This is a genomic window from Sphingopyxis selenitireducens, from assembly GCF_051550705.1.
Taxonomy (GTDB): Bacteria; Pseudomonadota; Alphaproteobacteria; order Sphingomonadales; family Sphingomonadaceae; genus Sphingopyxis.
Window position 1 is genome coordinate 437501 of sequence record NZ_JBPULG010000006.1, and the last position, 20838, is coordinate 458338.

The window sequence follows — 20838 nt, forward strand, 5'->3', positions numbered from 1 at the left end:
AAAGGTGGAAATATTTGATTCGAAACGGCCCTAAGCGCCAGTTTGGCATGCTAATTTCCGTTAGATTCGTCAAAAATTAGGCGAAGCATGTTAGGAGGCGGGCGATGAGCAACCACGACCCCCTCCCCATCCCGCATATATCGGTCATCGTGCCCGCCTACGGTGTCGCCCACCTCGTGGCCGAAGCACTCGACTCGCTGCTAGCCCAGAGCCTCACGCAATGGGAGGCGATCGTGATCGACGATGGAGCGCCCGACGATGTGGCGGGCGCCGTCGCACCTTATCTGGCCGATCCCCGGTTCCGCTTTCTTGCCACCGCGAATCATGGTGTTGCGACTGCGCGCAATCGGGCGATCGCCGAAAGCCGGGCGCCGCTGATCGCTTTGCTCGACGGCGACGACCTGCTGCGCCCCGAATATCTGTCGATGATGGTCGCGGCGATGCAGGAAGATCCGGGCACCGCGATTGCGACATGCAACGCCCGCGTTTTTGGAGCCGTCGCGCGCGAGGATGTCGTTGTTGGCGACGATCAGAATCGCGGTGGGACCGGCACCTTGTCCGATGTGCTCGAGCGCCGGTTCAATATATATATAGGGTCGACCTTCCGCCGCGCCGACTTCGACCGCATTGGCGGCTTCGACACCACGATGACGAATTCGGAAGATTTCGACCTGTGGGTGAGACTGTTGATCGGTGGGGGACGTGTGCGTTACCTCGACGCGGTGCTGGCCGATTACCGGGTTCGGCCCGGCTCGGCCTCCGTCCATCTGCTCCGCAATATTCACGGCAATATCCGTGTATGTGAGAAGGTGATCGCCGCGCTGCCCGGCAGCCACGAAGCACAAATCGCCGCAGCACGGCGCGAGAGCGAGCTCGAACGGGCGAAGGTGGAGGAAGCGCTGGCCGCGGTCATCGCCGGCGACACCCGCAACGGGCTGAAAGCGCTGCAGGCGCAACGCCATTATCTGGGCAACCCCTTATGGTCGGCCGCCTTTGCATTATGGCGCGTCTTTCCCGGGCTCGCTCCGCCGATGCTCGCCTGGCGGAAGCGGCGTCATGAGGGATCGTCCCGGCGCCGGCCGCTTCGCACCCCATCCGGGGCGTAACGGAATATGTCGGTTCGCAAGGCCGTCGCGTGGGCCAGCGCCAGCAGGCTGCTGAGTTTCAGCATCGCCTTTGCGAGCAGCATCGTCATTGCGCGCTATTATCTGTCGCCGGCCGAGGTGGGTCTGTTCTCGATCGCCTTTGCCGCGACCGCGCTGATCGCGGTGATGCAGGAATTCGGCCTCAACCGCTATATCGTCGGCGAAGCCGAGCTTGGCGAAGAGAAGCTGCGCACCGCTTTTTCGGTTTCACTGGTCGTCGCGTGGGGCATCGCACTGCTGATCCTCGCCGCCGCCAAACCCTTGTCGTGGCTCTATGGCGACGCGCGCCTGTTGCCGCTGATGCTGGTGATCGGCACCTCCTATCTCTTCGTCCCGCTCGCCATCGTGCCGACGGCGCTGCGCCAGCGCGCAATGGATTTCCGTTCCGACTTCATGATCGAGGTCGGCGCGGCGATCACCAACGCCGCGGTGTCGGTCGCGCTCGCCGCTGCCGGCCATGGCGCGATGGCGCTGGCGTGGGGAGCGCTCGCGCAACAGATCGCGCGCGCGCTGGTCAGCCAGTGGCGCAATGGATGGATATTCCCGTGGCCGATGCGATTCGGCGACGCCGCGCATGTGATGCGTTTCGGCGGCGGATCGACGCTGCTGCTGATTTTCGATTCGATCACCGCGCGCGCGCCCGACCTGATCGTCGGCGGCGTCATTGGCAATTATGCCGTGGGCATTTATTCGCGCGCCAGCGGCCTCGCGGTGCAATTGATGATCCTGCTGACCGGTGCCGTGAACAGCGTCTTCTATCCCGCGCTCGCACGGCTGCGCGATGAGGGGCGTTCGCTCGGCGAGCCCTATTTGCGACTGGTCGCAGGCTATACCGGGATCGTCTGGCCAGCGATGGCGGGGCTCGCCGCCGCATCCTATCCTCTGGTCAACGCGCTCTATGGTCCGCGCTGGATCGCGGTCGCACCGATATTGTCGGCGCTGGCGGTCGCACAGATGATCTTCGTCGCGCTGCCGATGAGCATCCAGGTCCCGATCCTGCTCGGCGAATTGAAGGGCGTGCTGCGCCGCAATGGCGTGACGACCTTGATCGCACTGGCCTTGCTGGGCATCGGAGCATCGCGCGGGGTCGAATCGGCGGCGGCGGCCTATGTTGCCTATGCCTGCATCTGGTTCTTGATCTATTTCTTCTTCCTCCGTCGGCTCACGGGCTTTGACTGGCGCGGCCTCGGCGCCATTTATGCGCGCAGCCTGTTCGGCGCCTCGGCGGCGGTCGCGCCGCTGCTCACCTGCTACGTCTGGCTGATCCCGCCGACAGCGATGAGTTTTATCGAGATGCTCCCCCCGGTGATCGCCGGCGTACTGCTGTGGATCGGGGCGCTATTCCTGTGCCGCCATCCGATCACTCCCGATCTTGTCCGGCTCGCCCCGTCGCCGATCGCCAAGCTGTGGCGACGCGACGCCTACCCGACCGGGAACAATTAATGGCCGCTACAGGGGATATCGCGGTAGTCATCGCGACCTATCGCCGCCCGCATCTGATCGTGCGCGCGCTCGACAGCATCGCACATCAGACGCTGCGTCCGCGTGAAATCATCGTCGTCGATGACGCTTCAGACGACAACACAGGCGAGGTCGTGCAGGAGTGGGCGCGGCGCCACCCGATTGATGTCCGCTTTATCGTGGCGAGCGAGAATGGCGGCGCCGGCGTGGCGCGTAATCTGGCGATGACGGCGACGACCTGCCCGCTAATCGCCTTTCTCGATTCGGACGACGAATATGCGCCCGATGCGCTCGAACGGCTGGCTGCGCCGCTCGCCGCACACCCGGAAGCCGTCGTCAGTTTCGCCGACGCACTGCAGTTATGGAATGACGGTACCCCCAGTGTGCCAATGATGCGGCGCTGCCTGACCCCCGGCCTCGATACGCAGCCGATCTCCCCCGGCCTGCACCGGCTGAACGATCCGCAATCGGCCCTGCTGCTGACCAGCATGATCCCGACTTGCGCGGCGATGTTCCGGCGCGACGCCGCCGAAGCGGTGGGACGGATGCCCGCCTATCGTCACGGCGAGGATTGGATCTTCTGGCTCAAGCTCAGCAGCCGGGGCGATTTCCTTTGCCAGTTCGTCGAGGTCGCGACGGTGCATCGCCAAGGGGATAATCAGACCGGCGCCGAACATGACGCGCGCAACGCACAACTGACGCTCAATGCCTTTCTGAAATTGCGCGACGGCCATTTCGGCGTAACGCTGACTCAAGCGAATCTGACGCGGTTGTCCATGGCAATCGAGGAAAAGGTCGGCCACTTGCGCTATCACGCGTCGCGCCGCGGCCTTTTCGCATATTGGCGCGCAATCGGATCGACAGAAGCGCGCGCCACCGGCCGTCTCTGGCACCATCTGCGCGACGATCCGAAAAGCCTGCTCCGCGCGTTGCGCTTCAGCCTGCCCGCCGGTTCCGCGCGCCGAGACGCCAGTATCTAGGCGGCCCCGGTAATATAGTCGCGCATCGCAGCGGCTTCGGCCTCGATCCGGTCGATGCGATATTTGACCAGATCGCCGATCGATATGAAGCCGACGAGCCGGCCATTGTCGACAACGGGCAAGTGGCGGATGCGCTTTTGCGTCATCTGCGACAATGCACCGATCACGGCCATCTGCGAATCGCACGTCACCGGCGATTTGGTCATCACCTCATCAAGGGTGTGATCGAGTGCGTCGGGACCATAGGAAGACATCAGCCGGACCAGATCGCGTTCGGAAAAAATGCCGATGATCATGTCATTTTCCAGCACCGGCACCGCGCCGATCCGGTTCTGAGCCAGCAAATCGACCACCGTGCGCACAAGATCTTCCTTCCGCGCCGAAATCACCGGGCCCGTCCGCCCGCGCAGTATCGCTCCGATCGTCATTCCGTGCCGCTCCCCATGTCGATTCTCTGGAAATCAAAGCCTATCATGATTCGGCGCCAAGCCAAAAGGGGCGCGGCAGGACGGTCGGCTTTCGCGCTTGGCCTCGGCGGCGGGTTGGTTCATGGGTGCCGCCATGGTCAAACGATCCCCACTCGACAATCGCGACACCGCCGAAGTCGCCTGGACGCGCTATCGTAAATTGATGCGCGGAATGGCGCTGGTATCGATCGGCGCCGTCATTCTCGCGCTCGGCTGGTTGCGCCTGTCGATGGGCGAGGCGCTGACCCTGCATATGATGATCGCCGCCGCCGCCGGTGTCGGCCTGTCCGTCATGCTGGGCGCCGCGCTGATGGGGCTCGTTTTCCTGTCGAGCGGCAGCGGCCATGACGAGGCGATCGAAGACCCTTTTGAAGATGATCCGGATTTGAAACCATGACCGACAAAGCAGACTGCCCGCGCGACCCGATTTTGCGCGTCGTTCCGCGCCCCGCCGACATCAACGCCAACGGCCATATTTTCGGCGGCTGGGTGCTGAGCCAGATGGACATCGCGGGGGGCATCGTCGCCGGGCGCGCGGCGCAGGGCGCGGTTGCAACGGTCGCGATCGAGACGATGGAATTTATCGCGCCCATCCTGCTGCGCGACATCATCTCGATCTATGCGCATATCGAACGGCGTGGCCGCACGTCGCTGGCGATCCGGCTGGAGGTCATCGCGACCCGCGATAGCGGTGAGAATGAAGTGAAGGTGACTGAAGGTGTCTTCACCTTTGTCGCGCTTGACGAAAATCACCGGCCGCGCCCGTTGCCGCCAGGCTGAGGGGCGAATCAGTCGCCCTTCAGTTTCTGCCGGAACACCTGCTCCAGCTTGTCGTTTGCGGGCACGCGCACGCGCCACACCCAGTTGCTTCCCCGCCGCTCCCAATCCACGGGCGCGGGATCGAGCGCGAAGGGGATCAGTATTTCAACCTCGGCATCAAAGGGCCGCGCGTTGGTCAGCGTCACATACCATGTCTGGAACTCGCCCTTCGCATCGCGATCCCTGATCACCGCCTGAGCCTGCACCGCCGGACTTTGGCCGATGTCATAATCGACGCGCTCATCCTTCGCCTTGTCACCGATCGACGCTTCCCCGACGAGAAGCCGCTGGCCGCCGACGCTCTCGAACACTGCGGCCGTACCTGCGGGAAGCGCCAGCCCCAATCCGTCCGATTCGCGATTCTGGACGCGCAGGCGCATCACCAGCGGCCGCGGAGACCCGTTGGCGTATAAGGTGCCTGCGTAAAGCTGCTCGACGGCGACCTTATCCTTCGCGAGCAAGGCAACCTGCTTCTGCCCCTTCGCCGACACATCGACACGGAACGGAATGCGATAGAATTTGAGGTCGCCCAGATCTTCGGCGGGCGGTGGCGGGGGTGCGGGCGGCGGCGGCGGAGGGGGCGGAGGCGGTGCCATCGCGCGCGCGCGCCGATCGACGCGGTTCGCGGTCAGCACAATTTCCTCGGCCATGGCGCCATCATAATTTCGCTCGAACTCGATAATCGGCGGCAATTCCCACAAGGGATGCGTGCTCGTGATATCCATCGGCCAGCATTTGAGATTGAGCGACCCCGGTGCGCTGCGCGGCAGCGGCGGGCTGTAATTCTTGTTCAGCCGCCCCGCGATGACATTGAGCTGCGCGCCCGGAAAACTCGTCACCCCGCCATTGGCGACGGTGATCCACCCGGTCAGGCCCAGCGTCTTTCCGTCGGCGCCGCGGTCGGCGACATAGTTGGCGGCCCAGTCGAAGCCCTCGGCCAGATAGAGAAGCTGAATTTTTACCGTCCGCGCGACTTTGCTTTCGACGAGCACCGACAGCGTGGGCTTCGCCGACAAATCCTTGGGCACCTCGCGATAAAGCATGCGCTCGGGCAGTCCCGAGCAGGCGAGCGCTTCGACGCCGGCTGCGGTCTGGAGGATCACCCCCCCATTCGGGCCCGACTGGATGACCGCTTCCTGCTCCACGATTTTGCCGGTCGCGATATTGGTCCGGCGCAGCGTCACGCTGCGCTTCAGATAGGCATCGACCAGCCCCGCCGGCGACAGCAACCGCGCATCGCGATTCTTTTCGATCACCCCGTCGGGCAGACCGCTGACCACCGCCGTTTCGGGCAACAGCCCCTCGGCAACGCCTTCGAAACGCAGCACCGAAGTGCCGGCAGGCAGGGTGACGGTCCGCGTTTCGGTGATGAAGGCGAAACCCTGCGGCCAATGGGGGTTGATCGGCCCGCCGCCGCGCGAAGGAGCGCGATAGACGGTAACCGCGGCGTCATCGATTTTGGCCGAGACGGCGATCTGTGGCGCGGCTTGCGCAAGCGCAGGCAGTGGCGCCAGCAGCGCCGCGCTCCACAGCACAAATGGCCAGACGCGCGCCACGCGGCCAGCCTTAATAGCGCGTGTCGAAAGTGACGGTGACCTCGGCCTTGCCGTTGGCGGGCACGGGCACCTGCCATTCGACACGATCTGCCGACACGCGTTCGCCCTTCAGGCTTTCGTCGCTGATGCGGACGTCACCATAAAGGCCGTCCTGCGCAACGAGTACTGTTACCGCTTCGGGCCGCGCATTGGTGACGGCATATTTCATTTTGGTGATCCAGCGCGAATCGCTCTTGCGCGTCCGCTGGACGACCGTCGTCTGCACCTTCACGTCAAAGGCATCGCCGGTGCGCAGCGACATGGCGGAACCCATCGGCGTGTGCCCGATGCTGTTTTCGCCGATGAACTGCGGGTCGCCGCGCGCGTCGCGCATATAGACGCGGATCGTTCCCGCAGGGAGCTGGTCGCCGAGACCGCCCTGACGCGAGGTCGAAAAACGCAGCACGCTGGCCGTGCTCGCCGGCTCGGTACTGCTGCCCATCCAGCGATTGACGAACTCATAGGTCGAGCGCGCGGGCGCACCCTTCACGTCGAGGAAGCTCACCTGCTTTTGCTGGGCGTTGGCGATCGTCGTGCGCGCGGCGAGCGGGTAGAGATAATAGTCGCCGAGCCGTTCGCGACCGTTCGATTCGGTCCCGGCCGTATCCATGGCGCTGTCCATCTGGCGGAAGCCCCCGCCTCCCCCCGGATTGCCGGCGACGAGCAAGGTGCGGGCGTTGTTGAAGGTCGTGCCGGTGCTGTTGGTCAGCGTCACCCAGCCCTGAATATCCATCGCGCCTTTCGCGGCGTCGAACAGCGCAACATAGTCTGCCGTCCAGCCCAGATTGGGGGTCAGATAGGACAGCCTGGCGGGGACCGTTCCGGCATTCGCGGCGTCGACCGTCACCGACAGCGTAGGACGCGCGCGCAAATTGGGCGGCAGGCGATCGAACACGGCGCGGACCGGAAGACCGTCGTCGCGCAGCACCTCGATCCGTTCGCCGATCTGAAGCACGATGCCGCCGTTCGCGGCGAGCACCTTGGCACGTTCGGTGCGTTCGGCGCCGGTCGCGGGATTGGTGCGGATGAGGGTGATCGACTGACCGACCGCTTTGTCCATCAGCTTGTCCGGGGTCAGCAGGTCGAAGTCGAAATTCTGTTCGACAATGCCAATGCCCGGACCCGAAAGGGTTACGGTTTCGGGGCGGATACGTGCCGATACGTCGGGAAATTCGATGCGGTTGCGCCCGGCGCTGACGCTGAGCTGGCGGTCGTCCTGCACCAGCGACTGACCATTATTATAGATGGTGACCGCAACATCGCCCTGCGCATTGGCGGCCGCAGGGTCCTGCGCCATCGCAAGAGGCGCCGCCCCGATCATGACAACCGGAACGCAAGCCATTGTCAAAGCGCGCATAAAAAAGCCTCCCCGCAAATATCTCGCGGGGAGGCTATGTCATGTCCGGTCCAAAGACCAGCGTGAAATGTGGTACTTACTCGGCGGCTTCCACGTCGGTGGTGCGCGTCGCAAGCGTGCGGCGGGTACGGCGCGGCTTGGGTGCCGGTGCCTCCTCGTCTGCCTCGGCTTCCACACTGCGTTCGGGACGACCGATTGCGGGCGGCAGCACGGCAGTATCGATGCCGGCATTGTCATCGGCATCGACCGGACGCGTGCGGCGTGGGGCGCGGCGTGCGGGACGCGGCGCGGGCGCTGCTTCCTCGGCCGCTTCATTCGCTTCAGCAGCGTCGCTCACCACCGGCGCGTCGCTACGGCCTTCATCGCGGTCGCGGCGGGGCGCGCGGCTCTGCGGCTGGCGATTGCCGCGATTGTCGTCGTCGTCACGGCGGTCGCGGTTGCCGCGCTGCTCGTTACGATCGCTACGATCGTTGCGATCGGCGCGTTGTTCGTTGCGATCGCCGCGGTCGCCGCGGTCGCCGCGGTCGCGCTGGCCACCGTCGCTATCGTCGTTGCCGCGATCATTTTCGATGTCGAGATCGCTGTCGTCATGGCCGTCGAAATCCTCGACGCCGCGAATTTCGCGGCTGCGGTCGTGGCTGCGTTCCTGGCCGTTCTGCGCGTTCTTTTCTTCCTGCCGGATGCGGAAATCGCTCACGACGCGGAAATAATGGTCAGCGAACTGCAGATAATATTCGGTCTGGACCCGATCGCCCGCCAATTGCGCGTCGCGCGCAAGATTGCGGTACTTCTCGATCATCTGGGCGCCATTGCCACGTGCGCGGCTGTCGATGCGGTTCGCCTGATCGACACCACCGCGCCCGCCGGACTGCGGCCGATTGTTATTGTTGTTGCTGTTATTGTTGCGGCCGCGACGGCGACCGCTCTGCCGGTTGTTCATGTTCAACTGAAACATCCTGTCGAATAAGCTAATAAGCTACGCCAACCCCTTATGGCGGACCGCGCCAACTGCGCGTCGCGCCCGCGCTTCAAGCGCGGTTCTTGCCCTTTACCGCCTGCACCGGACCCCACGGTCCCGCACCAGCATCGTAAGTGGGAAACAGACCAGCCGGACCTTCGAGGGACCCCGGTCGGGTCTGTGAGCCGCCCCTACCGCGCTTTGGACGCGAAACCAAGCGAATTCTTGCGCGGGTGTCAGGTGCGGGTCAGCAAAAGCGCCCTGTCGCGACCGCCGAGATCCTGTCTGCAGGCGACCGCAAATCCCGCCGCTTCGGCGAGCTCGCGAACCGAGATATGCTGCGTGTGGCCGATTTCAAGGATCGCGATGCCGCCGGGCGCCAATATCCGTGGCAGATCCGGGATGATGCGGCGATAATCGTCCAGCCCGTCAGCACCGGCGAAGAGCGCCTCGGCCGGCTCGTAAGCGGCGACATCGGGCATCAAGGCTTCGCTGTCGGCAATATACGGCGGGTTACAGAGAATGAGGTCGAATGGGCCGTCCAGCCCGGCTGTCCAGTCACCGACCCGGAATTGCGCGCGATCGCCCATCGCCAGATCGTCGGCATTCCGTTCGGCGCAGTCGACGACCTTTCTGGATTCATCGATACCGAGGCCGTGCGCCTCTGGCCATTCGGCCAGCGCGGCGAGGAGCAGCGTTCCGGGCCCGCTTCCCAGATCGAGAATACGGCGCGGCCCATAGGCGCCAAAATATTCGACGGCCGCCTCGATCAGCGTTTCGCTGTCCGGGCGCGGGATCAGCATCCCGGGACCAACGGAGAGCCGGATCGTCCAGAAGTCGCGGTAACCGACGATATAGGCGACAGGCTCGTGCGCCATGCGCCGGTCGACCAGCGCGCCGAAATCCGCCGGTACGCCATAACGCGCCGGATCGAGCAGCACCGCCTGCCGCTCGACGCCGAGCGCATGCGCCATCAGCAGCTCTGCATCGAGGCGCGGGGTATCCGACACCGCCGCCAACCGCTGCGCCGCGTGGCGCAGCGCGGAGGAAACGTCAGTCACCCAGTCCCGCCAGCCGCTGCGCCTGATCCTCGGCGATCAGCGCGTCGATCAGTTCGTCCATCTGCCCTTCCAATATTTCGGGCAGGCGGTGGAGGGTCAGGTTGATGCGGTGATCGGTCACACGGCCTTGCGGGAAATTATAGGTGCGGATGCGTTCGGAGCGGTCGCCCGACCCGACCATCGACTTGCGCGCCGATGCTTCGGCGCTGTGGATCTTCTCGCGCTCGAGATCGTAAAGCCGCGCGCGCAGCACCTGCATCGCCTTGGCGCGGTTCTTGTGCTGGCTGCGCTGATCCTGCTGGATCACGACAAGGCCCGACGGGATATGGGTGATGCGAATCGCGCTGTCGGTCGTGTTGACGTGCTGACCACCGGCACCCGACGCGCGGTAAATATCGATCTTGAGGTCGCTGTCGTTGATCGCGACATCGACTTCCTCGGCCTCGGGCAGTACCGCGACGGTCGCGGCGCTGGTGTGGATGCGGCCCTGGCTTTCGGTCGCGGGGACCCGCTGGACACGGTGAACCCCGCTTTCGAACTTCAATTTGGCGAACACGCCCTGCCCCGACACCGACGCGACGACTTCCCTGTAGCCGCCGCCATCGGTCTCGTTCGCCGAGATAAGTTCGACCTTCCAGCCCTGTCCGTCGGCATAGCGGCTGTACATGCGCAGCAGGTCGCCAGCGAACAGCGCCGCTTCGTCGCCGCCGGTTCCGGCGCGAATTTCAAGCATCGCGGCGCGCGCATCGGCGACATCCTTGGGGAGCAGCCTGATCGCCAGATCATGCTCGGCAGCGGGCAGCGCCTCCTCGACCGCCGAGATTTCCTCGGCCGCCATCGCCTTCATCTCAGGGTCGGTGAGCATTTCGGTCAGCGAGGCGAGTTCGCCGCGCAGCCGCACCACTTCGCGCGCCGCGGTCGCGACGGGTTCCAGCTCGGCAAATTCCTTCGATGCCGCCACGAAATCGGCGGGCGCCATATCGCCCGTCGCCATGCGCGCCTGCAGCGCGGCATGGCGCTCGATGATCGCGTCGATCTGTTTGGCGGAAACACTGGCCATCAGAGCGCGCGGACGATCTCTTCGGCTGCCTTCGCCCGTTCGCCGTCGCCTCGCACGTTAATGTGCAGCGCATCGTCGCGCACGCCGATCGAAATCAGCGCGTGCGCCGGGATTTTCGCGGCCTTGTCGAAGCGCTTGCGCGGTGATCCGCTGGTGACGATTTCGGCCGAAAAGCCGCCCGCCCGCAACCGCGTCAGCGCCTTCATCGCGAATATAAGCTGACTATCGTCCTCGACCGCAATGACCACATCCAGGCGATTGTCGATGACGTCGTCGGCGAGCAACATAGCCAGCCGCTCGATCCCGGCCGCCCAGCCGACCGCCGCCGTCGGCGGGCCGCCAAGGGCTTCGATCAACCCGTCATAGCGTCCGCCGCCAAGGACTGTGCCCTGCGCGCCCAAGCGGTCGGTGACGAATTCGAACGCGGTGTGACGATAATAGTCGAGCCCACGCACCAGCCGCGAATTGCGTTCCCACGCGACGCCTGCAGCGTCGAGCCCCGCGGTCACCGCACTGAAGAAATCCTGCGCCTCGCTGGTCAGATAGGCGTCGATATCGGGGGCGCTGTCGGCGACCGGCCGGTCCTTCGGATCCTTGCTGTCGAGGATGCGGAGCGGATTCTTGTCGAGCCTTGCGAGGCTGTCTTCGCTGAGATCGCCGCGATGGGCTTCGAAATACTCGACCAGCGCGGCGCGCCAGGCATCGCGGCTAGCCGCATCGCCGAGCGTGTTGAGCGTCAGCGTCACGCCCTCCGATATGCCGAGTTCCTTGAGAATCTGGTCGGCGAAGACGAGCAATTCGGCATCGGCGAGTGGGCTGTCGCTGCCGATCACTTCGGCGTCGAGCTGGTGGAACTGGCGATAGCGGCCCTTTTGCGGGCGCTCGTAACGGAACAGCGCGCCATGGGTCGCGACCTTGAGCGGCGCGAACTGTTGCCAGCCGTTGCTGATATAGGCGCGGGCGATCCCGGCGGTGAATTCGGGGCGCAGCGTGATCGATTCGCCGCCGCGATCCTCGAAGCTATACATTTCCTTCGAAACGACATCGGTCGTTTCGCCGAGCGAGCGGGCGAACACGGCGGTCGGCTCGATTACCGGCACCTCGATGCGCTTGTAGCCATAAAGGCGCCGCACCCGGTCGAAGGTGTCGACGACATGCGCGAAACGGTCGGCGAAATCGCCGAGCATGTCTTGGGTGCCACGCACGGGCTGCGGGGTCGGAATCTTCGCGGATTTGTCCTTGCTCATGGCGGGCGCGTCTAATGCTTTTTCGCCGAAACGCAAAGTGGGCTTGCAGACCGGCGACTGGACCTCGCGGCGATTTGTGGGCAGATAATTATACCATGAAAATTGCACTGCTCGCCGCAGCGGCCCTGATCGCCGCCCCCGCCGCTCATGCACAGGATGGCAACAGCCGCCCGCAGCCGGTCGTCCAGCCGCTCACCATCCCCCTGCCCGCCGACAAGCCTTACCCCGGCATGATGCAGCTCAAGGTCGATGCGCGCGATTTCACCCGCGGGATTTTCCGCGTTCGGCAAACGATCCCGGTCGCGAAGAATGGCAAGCTGACCCTGCTCTATCCAGAATGGCTGCCCGGCAAGCACGCTCCGCGCGGCGCAATCGCCGAAGTGGCGGCGTTTCAGGCAAGCGCGGGCGGCAAGCCGATCAGCTGGACGCGCCAGCCGACCGACGTCTACGCCTTTGACATTGACGTGCCCGCCGGGGTGAAAAGCATCGAGGTCGCTTTCGACTTCCTGTCGCCGACGCGGGCGAGCGAGGGCCGGGTGGTCGCGACCCCGGCGATGATGAACCTGCAATGGGAGCAGGTCAGCCTCTATCCCGCCGGTTATTTCACCCGCCAGATTCCGGTGCAGCTTGAAGTGGCTTTGCCCGACGGCTGGACCGGCGCGGCAGCGCTCGACGGGCTCAAAATCTCCGGCAATCGCTACAGCTATGCGCCCACCAATTATGAGGTGCTGGTCGACAGCCCGATGTTCGCCGGCAAATATTTCCGCAAATGGGACCTTGGTCAGAAGGTGACGCTGAATGTCGTCGCCGACGATGCCAGATATCTGGAAGCGAGCCCCGACCATATCGCGCGCCACGCCGCGCTGGTGTCCGAGGCGGTCGCCCTGTTCGGCACCCGCCATTTCGATCGCTATGAATTTCTGCTCGCGCTGACCGACGAACTCGGCGGCATCGGGCTCGAACATCACCGGTCGAGCGAGAACAGCCGCAGCCCCGATTATTTCACCAAATGGAACGATAATGACAGCGAACGCGGGCTGTTGCCGCACGAGCTGATCCACAGCTGGAACGGCAAATATCGCCGGCCGGATAAGCTGTGGACCCCCGATTTCCGGACGCCGATGCAGGGCAATCTGCTGTGGGTTTATGAAGGGCAGACAAGCTATTGGGACCTCGTCCTCGCGGGCAGGTCGGGGATGCAGTCAAAGGAGATGGTCCTCGCCGAATGGGCGACCAACGCCGGTTTCTACAGCGCGCAGGCCGGGCGCGACTGGCGATCGGTCGAAGATACGACGCTCGATCCGGTGATTGCGGGGCGTAAAGCGCGCGCCTTCCCCAGCGCCACGCGGACCGAGGATTATTATAACGAAGGGTCGCTGATGTGGCTGGAGGCGGACATGCTGATCCGGGGAGCGACCCGCGATGCGAAGAGCCTCGACGATTTCGCGCGGGCCTTTTTCGGCGGGCGCGAGGGCGACTGGGGTCAGGACACCTATGATTTCGACGATGTCGTCGCGGCGCTCAACGCCGTCTACCCCCATGACTGGGCGAAATTCCTGCGCGAGCGGATGCAGACGCCCGGCCGCCCGGCACCCGTCGGCGGAATCGAGGCCGCCGGATACCGCCTCGTCTGGCGCGACGCCCCCAATGCCTATGACCGCGACCGCATGGCGCAGGCGAAAAATGCCGACCTCACCCATTCGCTGGGGATGACGATCGACAAGGAGGGCGTCGCAGGCAACATCTTGTGGAACGGTCCCGCCTTTCTCGCCGATATCATCAATGGGACGAAAATCGTCGCGGTCGATGGCGTCAGCTATAGCCGCGAGCGCATCGAAGCCGCGGTCCGCGCCGCAACCGACGGCAAAACGCCGGTCAGGCTGATCGTCGAACGCGGCGGACGCTATCGCAACATCGACATCGGCTATCACGGGGGGCTGCGCTGGCCGCACCTAGAGAAAACGGGCAGTGGCCCCGACTGGTTCGATCGGCTATTGGCCCCGCGCCGGGCACTTTAGGCACCGCTCATCGGTTCGCGTCTCGACTTCGCGCGATGCGAGCGGCTAAGGGGCGTCCGATTCAAAAACCAAAGGATTCTCTCCCATGCGTATCGACCTGATTCCCGCCGGTGACAGCCCCCCCGACAGCCTGAACGTGCTGATCGAAGTGCCGATCGGCGGCGAGCCGGTGAAATATGAATTCGACAAGGCCTCGGGCGCGCTGTTCGTCGATCGCTTCCTGCACACGCCGATGCGCTACCCCGCCAACTATGGTTTCGTCCCGCACACGCTGGGCGAGGATGGCGACCCGCTCGACGCGCTGGTCGTTGCACGCTCGCCGATCATCGCCGGTGCGGTGGTCAAGTGCCGCCCGATCGGCGTGCTGCTTATGGAAGACGACGCCGGCGGTGACGAGAAGTTGCTCTGCGTTCCCGTCAACAAGACCTTCCCCTATTATTCGGAAGTGACGAGCTACACCGACATGCCGCCGATCGTGATGCAGCAGATCGAGCATTTCTTCACCCACTATAAGGATCTTGAGCCCGGCAAATGGGCCAAGCTCAACGGCTGGGGCGATGTCGACGAAGCCAAGCGCATCATCGTCGAGTGCATCGAGCGCGCAAAGAAGATCGGCTTCTAATCTGACTTTCGGGGCGCTGCGACTTCGTCCGGCGCCCCGACCAACCGCACATCCTGTCGCGGATAGGGAATGACGATCCCTGCATCCTGGAACCTGTCCCAGATGCCCAGAAACACGTCGCCCTGAATATTGCCGAGACCCGCTTCGGGATCCGAAATCCAGTATCGCAGCTCATGCTCGACCGCGCGTTCGCCGAATGCCGTGATCCACACCACAGGTTCGGGGTCGGCAAGAATGCGTGGATTGGTCTTGGCGGTTTCCACCATCAATTTCTGCGCGAGCCGAAGATCACTTTCATAGGCGACCGGAACGCGCATCCGCACCCGGACCTCCCGGCTCGAATAGCTCCAGTTCTCGACAGGCTGGGTCATCAGCAATTCGTTCGGGATCAGATGCTTTTTGCCGTCGCGTGTCACGACGCTGACCGCACGCACCCCGATCTTGGCGACGCGGCCGACGTTCGGGATGCCATTGAGCGCCGCCGAACCGCCCATGCTGCTGCCGTCACCGACGACGATCACGTCGCCGGGCTTGATCGAGCGATCCATCAACAGGATGATGCCCGCGATCAGATTGCCGACCGTCTTTTGCAGCCCGAAGCCGATGGCGAGGCCTGCGGCGCCCGAAAAGACCGCGAGTGCGGTGAGGTCGATGCCAAGCAGGTCGATGCCAAAGAGCAGTGCAAAGACGAACAGCGCGATCGCGATCAGCTTCTCGGTCAGCAACCGTTGGGTATCGTCGATCTGGGTGTTCCGGCGGAGCAGCCATTTGATCGCACGCATCGTCAGCTTCACGGCAAGATACAGCAGCACCGCGACGATGACGGCCGAAAATAGCCCATAGAGCGACAGCCGCGACGAGCCGACGTCGAGCCCGATCGTCTGCATCGCCTCAATCGTCCGCGTGATTCCTCCGCGCAGGTCGACCGAAATACTCATCCCGCCATCGCCGCAAATCCGCGTTCGAGGTCGGCGATCAGATCCGCCGGATCCTCGAGCCCGATCGACAGGCGGACGAGCGGATCGGGGTCGGTCCACGCCGTCGCGGTGCGGATGTTCGCCGGGTCGCTCGGCACCACCAGGCTTTCATAGCCGCCCCAGCTGAAGCCGATGCCGAAATGATGCAATGCGTCGATGAAGCGCGTTCGCGCGCCCTCGTCGACCCCCTTCAGCGTGAAGCCGAATAAGCCGCTGGTGCCGAGAAAATCCCGGGCCCAGATCGCGTGACCGGCATCGCCGGGCAGTGCGGGATGGAGGACGCGAGCGACCTCTGCTCTGCCCGCGAGCCAGTTTGCGACCTTCAGCCCATTTTCGCCGTGCCGCGCCATTCGCACGTCGAGCGTGCGCAGACCGCGCAGCATCAGCGCGCAATCGTCGGGTGAGACCGCATGGCCCAGCTGATAGGTCGCCTGCCGGAGACGCGGCCAGGCCGCTTTGTTCGCGGTCAGCGAACCCATCATCGCGTCCGAATGGCCGCCGACATATTTGGTCAGGCTCATCATCGTCACATCGATGCCCTGCGCCATCGCGGGAAAGAGCAAGGGCGTCGCCCATGTGTTGTCGAGCATCGTCAGCACGCCGCGCGCGCGCGCCGCCGCGACGATGGCAGGAATATCCTGCACCTCGAAGGTCAGGCTGCCCGGTGATTCGAGAAAGATCAACTTCGTTGCGGGAGTAATCAGGTCGGCGATGCCCGCGCCGATCAGCGGATCATAATAGGTGGTCGTGACGCCCATCCGCGCGAGCATGCCGTTGCAGAAGGATCGCGTCGGTTCATAGGCGCTGTCGACCATCAACAGATGATCGCCCGGCGACAACAGGGCGAGCAGACCGGCCGTGATCGCCGCAACCCCGGACGGATAGAGCAATGTCCCTTCCGCCCCCGGCTCCATCCCGGTCAGCGCGTCGGCCAGCGCCCACACCGTCGGCGTTCCGCGCCGGCCGTAATAGAGCTGGTCATGGGTCGCATGGCCTCGCGCCTTCATGTCGGCGATATTGTCGTAAAGGATCGTCGATGCGCGCCACACCGGCGGGTTGACGACCCCGCCGCCGAGGCGCGGGTCGCCGGTCCATTCGGGCCGGCGGCCGCCCTGAACCAGCTGCGTCGCAGGGCGGAGCGGATCGTCGCTATGCTTGTCTTTGCTCATAAGCCCCTGTTAGCGTGGGGTCAGACAAAATCCAGCAGCAAGCCCACCCCGGCGCAAAGCGCCAGCATCGGGATGATCCCCCAGCGAAAGCGGAAGAGCAACACCGCGGCGAGGAGAGTAAGCCCCAGCGCATCCCATTGCACGCTTGCCAGCACCGGCATCTGCACCGCGACCGGTCCCCATTCGACCACGACCAGCCGCCCGAACAGCACGTGCAGCGCGAACCACAAGGACAGGTTGGCGATCACCCCGACGACGGCGGCGGTCACCGCCGCGAGCGCGCCCTTAAGCCCGGCGGCACGCTCCATGCGATCGATCCACGGCGCAAAGGTGAAAATCCACAGAAAACAGGGGGCAAAGGTGACCCACAAAGTAACTCCTGCGCCAAGCAGCCCGGCGACGAGCGGGGTGAAGGGCGCGGCCTCGCGGTACGCGGCGAGAAAGCCGACGAATTGCGTGACGAGGATCAGCGGCCCCGGGGTCGTTTCGGCGAGCCCCAGCCCGTCGGCCATCTCGCCCGCCGAAAGCCAGCCAAAGCCGGTCACCGCCTCCTGCGCCATATAGGCGAGTACGGCATAGGCGCCGCCGAAGGTCACCATCGCGAGCTGCGAGAAGAACAGGCCAATGTCCCAAAGGACATGTCCGCGCCCCAGCGTAACGAAGATCAGCACCAGCGGCACCGCCCAGATTGCGCTCCACTGGACGATTGCCTTGACGCTGTAACGCCACGGAGCCGGCCCGGGCGATGCGCTGCCAGACAGGGCACCCGCGCTGAGCCCGATCCACGCCAGACGCCAGCGCGCCGCCGCATAGCCGGTGAGCAGCGCCGCGAGGATCACCAGCGGAAAAGGCAAGGCCAGCACTGCGATGCCAATCAGCGCCACGACGGCAATCGCGCGTTTGAGCGGCGTCGTCAGCGCCCGCCCGCCGATGCGCAGCAGCGCCTGAACGACGATCGCCAGCACCGCAGCCTTGATCCCGAGAAAGATGGCGGCGAACCAGTCGAGGTTCGCTGCGACGACATACAGCATCGCGAGCAGCGCCATCACCAGCGCCCCGGGCAGGATGAACAGCAGCCCCGCGACGATCCCGCCGCGTGTCCCGTGCAATTTCCACCCGATCCAGGTCGCAAGTTGCTGCGCTTCGGGGCCCGGTAGCAGGTGACAGAAGTTCAGCGCGTGGAGGAATTGATCCTCCTCGACCCAGCGCAGCTCATCGACGAACTCACGGTGCATCAGCGCAATCTGTCCCGCCGGACCACCAAAGCTGAGGCAGCCGATGCGGGCATAGGCACGCACCGCTTCGGCGAAGGTTGGGCAGGAAAGAGAAGGGATTTCGTCAGGCAAGCCGGTCATGTGCAACACTTTCCCATCCGGCGAAGCCGGGTGAAAAAGCAACGCTTGGGCGCTGACGCCTGACCGGGAGGTTGCCTTGCCCCGATGCGACACGCCTAACGCGGTGCACCGGGGCGGAGCAAGAAAGAAAAAACGCGCAGCCGGGAAAGTGCGCTGTCGGCGTCAGGCGGCGCCCGTCGCCTTCGGCGTTGCCGGATCGGCGCCCCATTCGGTCCAGCTGCCGTCATATACCGCGACATCTTCCTTGCCGAGCAAATGCGCACCAAAGGCAACCACGGTTGCAGTCATCCCGCTGCCACAGGTAGTGACGAGCGGCTTGTCGAGGTCGACCCCGGCGGCATCAAATGCAGCCTTCAACTCATCGCCTTGCTTCCATGTGCCGTCGGCGTTGAACAAGCTGCTGTGCGGCAGGCTGCGCGAGCCCGGGATATGACCGGGCGCCATGCCCGGACGCGGGTCGCGCTCTTCACCGGAGAAACGCGCGGCGGGACGTGCATCGACGACCTGTTCGGTGCCGCTCGCGACATTGGCCAGCATTTCGTCCTTCGTGCGCACCGCCTTGGCATCGCGCCAGACGGTAAAGTGGCGGTGGCGCAGCGTCTGCTTGCCCATTTCAAGCGCGCGGCCTTCGGCTTTCCACTTGGCGAGGCCGCCGTCGAGCAGCGCGACGTCGTGCGCGCCGAACAATTTGAGCAGCCACCAGGCGCGCGCCGCGCTCTTGAGCGGGCTATCGTCGTAAATCACAATGCGGCTGCCGTCACCGAGGCCGAGCGACTGCATACGGCTGGCGAATTTTTCGGCGGGCGGTGCCATATTCTCGACGCCGGCGTTGGCGTCGGCGAGTTCGGCCAGATCCATGAATACGGCGCCGGGGATGTGCCCCGCTTCATATTCGGCGCGGGCGTCGCGCCCGGCATCGGCCATGAATTTCGTCGCATCAACGACCCGCAGGTCCGATGCCCCCAGTTCGCGTTCCAGCCAGTCGGTAGAGACCAAGGCGTCCATGTCATGCTCCTGTTTCGATCCGACGGCGGAACCCGGCCTCTTCCTGTTCCCGCCCGTCGGCCATCCTGCTGTGGCTTTGGGGTTCGTCCCCCGCTCTTTTTGCGGGGGAAGTTGCCAGCCTATGCCCCGCCTCGCCCTTTTTCAAGCGCAGCAACGCTCTGCCTCAGCCGATGCTGCACCGCAACACAAAAGCTATTGGCGCCGCCGGATTGCGGTCGGGCGTGCACCGGGCAGGTCGATAGTCCAGGAAGGCCGGTCGAGCGGCAGCGGCGCCAGCTTGTCGCCCGCCCCGGGGGCCGGCGCGCGGCCGAGTACGAAACTCGCCGCGGACTGGCCGAAGGCATCGCCCGTCCCCTCCCAATGATAGGTTACGTCGAACGCCAGCACGGGGATCAGCATCGGCTTGCCACCAATCATCAGCGGGTCGATCGCGGCGCGGGACAACAAGACGTCGCTCGACACCCGATCGCTTTCCCCAGGCGCAAGCATGATATCATCGCGCAAGACGCTGCCGCCCGCGCCGTCAAAGAAGCGCGCGAGCACCGCTTCGGGCATCGCCGATCCCTGCCCCAGCGCGATACGGATCATCAGGCCGGTCGCAGCAACGGCCCCCTCGTTGGTCAGGTCGAGCGTGAAGCTGACCGCAACCTGTTCGGCGGTGAGGCGAATCGCGTGGATCTGGAGCGACATCGCCACCATCGCGCGCTGTTCGTCCACCGGCCGGGTGACGAGCGGTGCCGGGGTCGACGGCATGGACGTCGATGGCACAGATGGCGCCTGAACAGCCGGGGTCGCCGGACGCGGTGGTGCCGGACGCGGTGGGGCCGGGGTTGCGGGCCGCGGCTGAACCGGAGTGACTGCCCGCGCGGCGGGGCGCGGCGCTACAGGCGCCGGTGCCTCAAACTCTTCAGGAGAGACTGCATCCACGGGCACCGGACGACGGCGCCAGTACCAGATAGCTGCGCCGATCGCGGCCAGTCCCGCGAGCAACCAGACCCAAAATGGCGTGCCGCCCTCTCCGCTCGCGGGAGCCGATACGGGCGCGCTATCGTCCGACGGGGGCGGCGACGGCAAAGCCGTGGCGGGGGGAGCTATATTATCGACCGGCGCCGCTTCCGCGCCGCCGGTCGCGGGCGGAGGAGCCGCGCTATCCGCGGCGGGAGCGGGTGCCGCGCGCTGGGCCGGAGCCGTCGGCGCCGGGGCTTCGCGGCGCGTCGGCGCGGGCGTCGCCGTAGAAGGCGCCGGCTGAGTCGGGGCGACTCGGGGCGGTGCAATCTGCGGAGCCGGGGCGGGTGCCGGAGTCGGCTGGCCACGCCGCTCGCCGGGCGCAAGCGGTGGCAGGCCGTTATCCGACGGACCCTGTACGCCCGTCGAGCGACCATCGTCGGCGGGGGGCAGACGGAAATCCATCGGGCGGCTGGATGGCCGCGTAGGCGCCTGCGTCTCGCTGTCTTGCGCCCATGCCGGAACAGCGCCCGCCAGCGACAACGCCAGCGCAGCCAGCGACACCCCGGCCACCCTGCTTCCCTGCGCCCAATGCCT

19 protein-coding genes are annotated in these 20838 nt (G+C 65.0%); 7 read left to right on the forward strand and 12 right to left on the reverse strand.

Annotated features, from left to right (window positions below):
• Positions 1 to 104: 104 nt before the first annotated feature.
• The 3 genes from ACSYDV_RS20715 to ACSYDV_RS20725 are packed head-to-tail and all read left to right on the forward strand — an operon-like array spanning position 105 to position 3586.
• Positions 105 to 1106 (forward strand): glycosyltransferase family 2 protein, encoded by a 1002-nt coding sequence (locus tag ACSYDV_RS20715; RefSeq protein ID WP_438325918.1) that lies wholly within the window; start codon positions 105 to 107, stop codon positions 1104 to 1106.
• A gap of 6 nt (positions 1107 to 1112) precedes the next feature.
• A complete protein-coding gene (locus ACSYDV_RS20720; protein WP_438325919.1) occupies positions 1113 to 2588 on the forward strand; it encodes an oligosaccharide flippase family protein in 1476 nt (491 codons plus the stop codon).
• Complete coding sequence (locus ACSYDV_RS20725; RefSeq protein ID WP_438325920.1) at positions 2588 to 3586, forward strand: glycosyltransferase family 2 protein; 999 nt, start codon at positions 2588 to 2590, stop codon at positions 3584 to 3586. The genes ACSYDV_RS20720 and ACSYDV_RS20725 overlap by 1 nt, the downstream gene beginning before the upstream one ends.
• Here ACSYDV_RS20725 and ACSYDV_RS20730 read toward each other — a convergent pair.
• The gene (locus ACSYDV_RS20730) at positions 3583 to 4014 is read right to left on the reverse strand and encodes a CBS domain-containing protein (RefSeq protein ID WP_438325921.1); all 432 of its coding nucleotides are present in this window, start codon (positions 4012 to 4014) and stop codon (positions 3583 to 3585) included. The two genes, ACSYDV_RS20725 and ACSYDV_RS20730, sit on opposite strands and share 4 nt — an antisense overlap.
• A 133-nt stretch (positions 4015 to 4147) precedes the next feature.
• Between ACSYDV_RS20730 and ACSYDV_RS20735 the strand changes: the two genes are divergently transcribed.
• Positions 4148 to 4450, forward strand: coding sequence for a hypothetical protein (locus ACSYDV_RS20735; RefSeq protein ID WP_438325922.1), 303 nt, complete (start codon positions 4148 to 4150; stop codon positions 4448 to 4450).
• Positions 4447 to 4833, forward strand: coding sequence for an acyl-CoA thioesterase (locus ACSYDV_RS20740; RefSeq protein ID WP_438325923.1), 387 nt, complete (start codon positions 4447 to 4449; stop codon positions 4831 to 4833). Before ACSYDV_RS20735 ends, ACSYDV_RS20740 begins: the two co-directional genes overlap by 4 nt.
• An 8-nt stretch (positions 4834 to 4841) precedes the next feature.
• On the opposite strand, the gene ACSYDV_RS20745 is transcribed toward ACSYDV_RS20740, so the two are convergent.
• From ACSYDV_RS20745 to hisS, 6 genes are all read right to left on the reverse strand, one after another.
• Positions 4842 to 6428 (reverse strand): DUF4139 domain-containing protein, encoded by a 1587-nt coding sequence (locus tag ACSYDV_RS20745; protein WP_438325924.1) that lies wholly within the window; start codon positions 6426 to 6428, stop codon positions 4842 to 4844.
• Between the two features lie 10 nt (positions 6429 to 6438).
• The gene (locus ACSYDV_RS20750; protein WP_438325925.1) at positions 6439 to 7824 is read right to left on the reverse strand and encodes a DUF4139 domain-containing protein; all 1386 of its coding nucleotides are present in this window, start codon (positions 7822 to 7824) and stop codon (positions 6439 to 6441) included.
• A gap of 76 nt (positions 7825 to 7900) precedes the next feature.
• A complete protein-coding gene (locus tag ACSYDV_RS20755; RefSeq protein ID WP_438326013.1) occupies positions 7901 to 8764 on the reverse strand; it encodes a DUF4167 domain-containing protein in 864 nt (287 codons plus the stop codon).
• 254 nt (positions 8765 to 9018) lie between these two features.
• Positions 9019 to 9843, reverse strand: a complete 825-nt coding sequence (gene prmC / locus ACSYDV_RS20760; protein WP_438325926.1) for a peptide chain release factor N(5)-glutamine methyltransferase — start codon at positions 9841 to 9843, stop codon at positions 9019 to 9021.
• A complete protein-coding gene (gene prfA / locus ACSYDV_RS20765) occupies positions 9836 to 10903 on the reverse strand; it encodes a peptide chain release factor 1 (RefSeq protein ID WP_438325928.1) in 1068 nt (355 codons plus the stop codon). The genes prmC and prfA overlap by 8 nt, the downstream gene beginning before the upstream one ends.
• Positions 10903 to 12150, reverse strand: coding sequence for a histidine--tRNA ligase (gene hisS / locus ACSYDV_RS20770; RefSeq protein ID WP_438325929.1), 1248 nt, complete (start codon positions 12148 to 12150; stop codon positions 10903 to 10905). Before hisS ends, prfA begins: the two co-directional genes overlap by 1 nt.
• A 95-nt stretch (positions 12151 to 12245) precedes the next feature.
• On the opposite strand from hisS, the gene ACSYDV_RS20775 reads away from it, so the two are divergent.
• Together ACSYDV_RS20775 and ppa are read left to right on the forward strand one after the other, a co-directional pair.
• On the forward strand, positions 12246 to 14168 hold the full coding sequence (locus ACSYDV_RS20775; RefSeq protein ID WP_438325930.1) for a M61 family metallopeptidase: 1923 nt from the start codon (positions 12246 to 12248) through the stop codon (positions 14166 to 14168).
• A gap of 85 nt (positions 14169 to 14253) precedes the next feature.
• Positions 14254 to 14790, forward strand: coding sequence for an inorganic diphosphatase (gene ppa, locus ACSYDV_RS20780; protein WP_438325931.1), 537 nt, complete (start codon positions 14254 to 14256; stop codon positions 14788 to 14790).
• Here ppa and ACSYDV_RS20785 read toward each other — a convergent pair.
• The 5 genes from ACSYDV_RS20785 to ACSYDV_RS20805 form a co-directional block, all read right to left on the reverse strand.
• On the reverse strand, positions 14787 to 15728 hold the full coding sequence (locus ACSYDV_RS20785; RefSeq protein ID WP_438325933.1) for a mechanosensitive ion channel family protein: 942 nt from the start codon (positions 15726 to 15728) through the stop codon (positions 14787 to 14789). The genes ppa and ACSYDV_RS20785 overlap by 4 nt on opposite strands.
• Positions 15725 to 16936, reverse strand: coding sequence for a cystathionine beta-lyase (gene metC / locus ACSYDV_RS20790; protein ID WP_438325934.1), 1212 nt, complete (start codon positions 16934 to 16936; stop codon positions 15725 to 15727). Before metC ends, ACSYDV_RS20785 begins: the two co-directional genes overlap by 4 nt.
• Before the next feature lie 20 nt (positions 16937 to 16956).
• On the reverse strand, positions 16957 to 18291 hold the full coding sequence (chrA, locus tag ACSYDV_RS20795; protein WP_438325935.1) for a chromate efflux transporter: 1335 nt from the start codon (positions 18289 to 18291) through the stop codon (positions 16957 to 16959).
• Between the two features lie 162 nt (positions 18292 to 18453).
• Positions 18454 to 19296: a 3-mercaptopyruvate sulfurtransferase gene (gene sseA, locus ACSYDV_RS20800; RefSeq protein WP_438325936.1), complete on the reverse strand. Its 843-nt coding sequence runs from the start codon at positions 19294 to 19296 to the stop codon at positions 18454 to 18456.
• Between the two features lie 192 nt (positions 19297 to 19488).
• Positions 19489 to 20814 (reverse strand): hypothetical protein, encoded by a 1326-nt coding sequence (locus ACSYDV_RS20805; RefSeq protein ID WP_438325937.1) that lies wholly within the window; start codon positions 20812 to 20814, stop codon positions 19489 to 19491.
• Between the last annotated feature and the right edge of the window lie 24 nt (positions 20815 to 20838).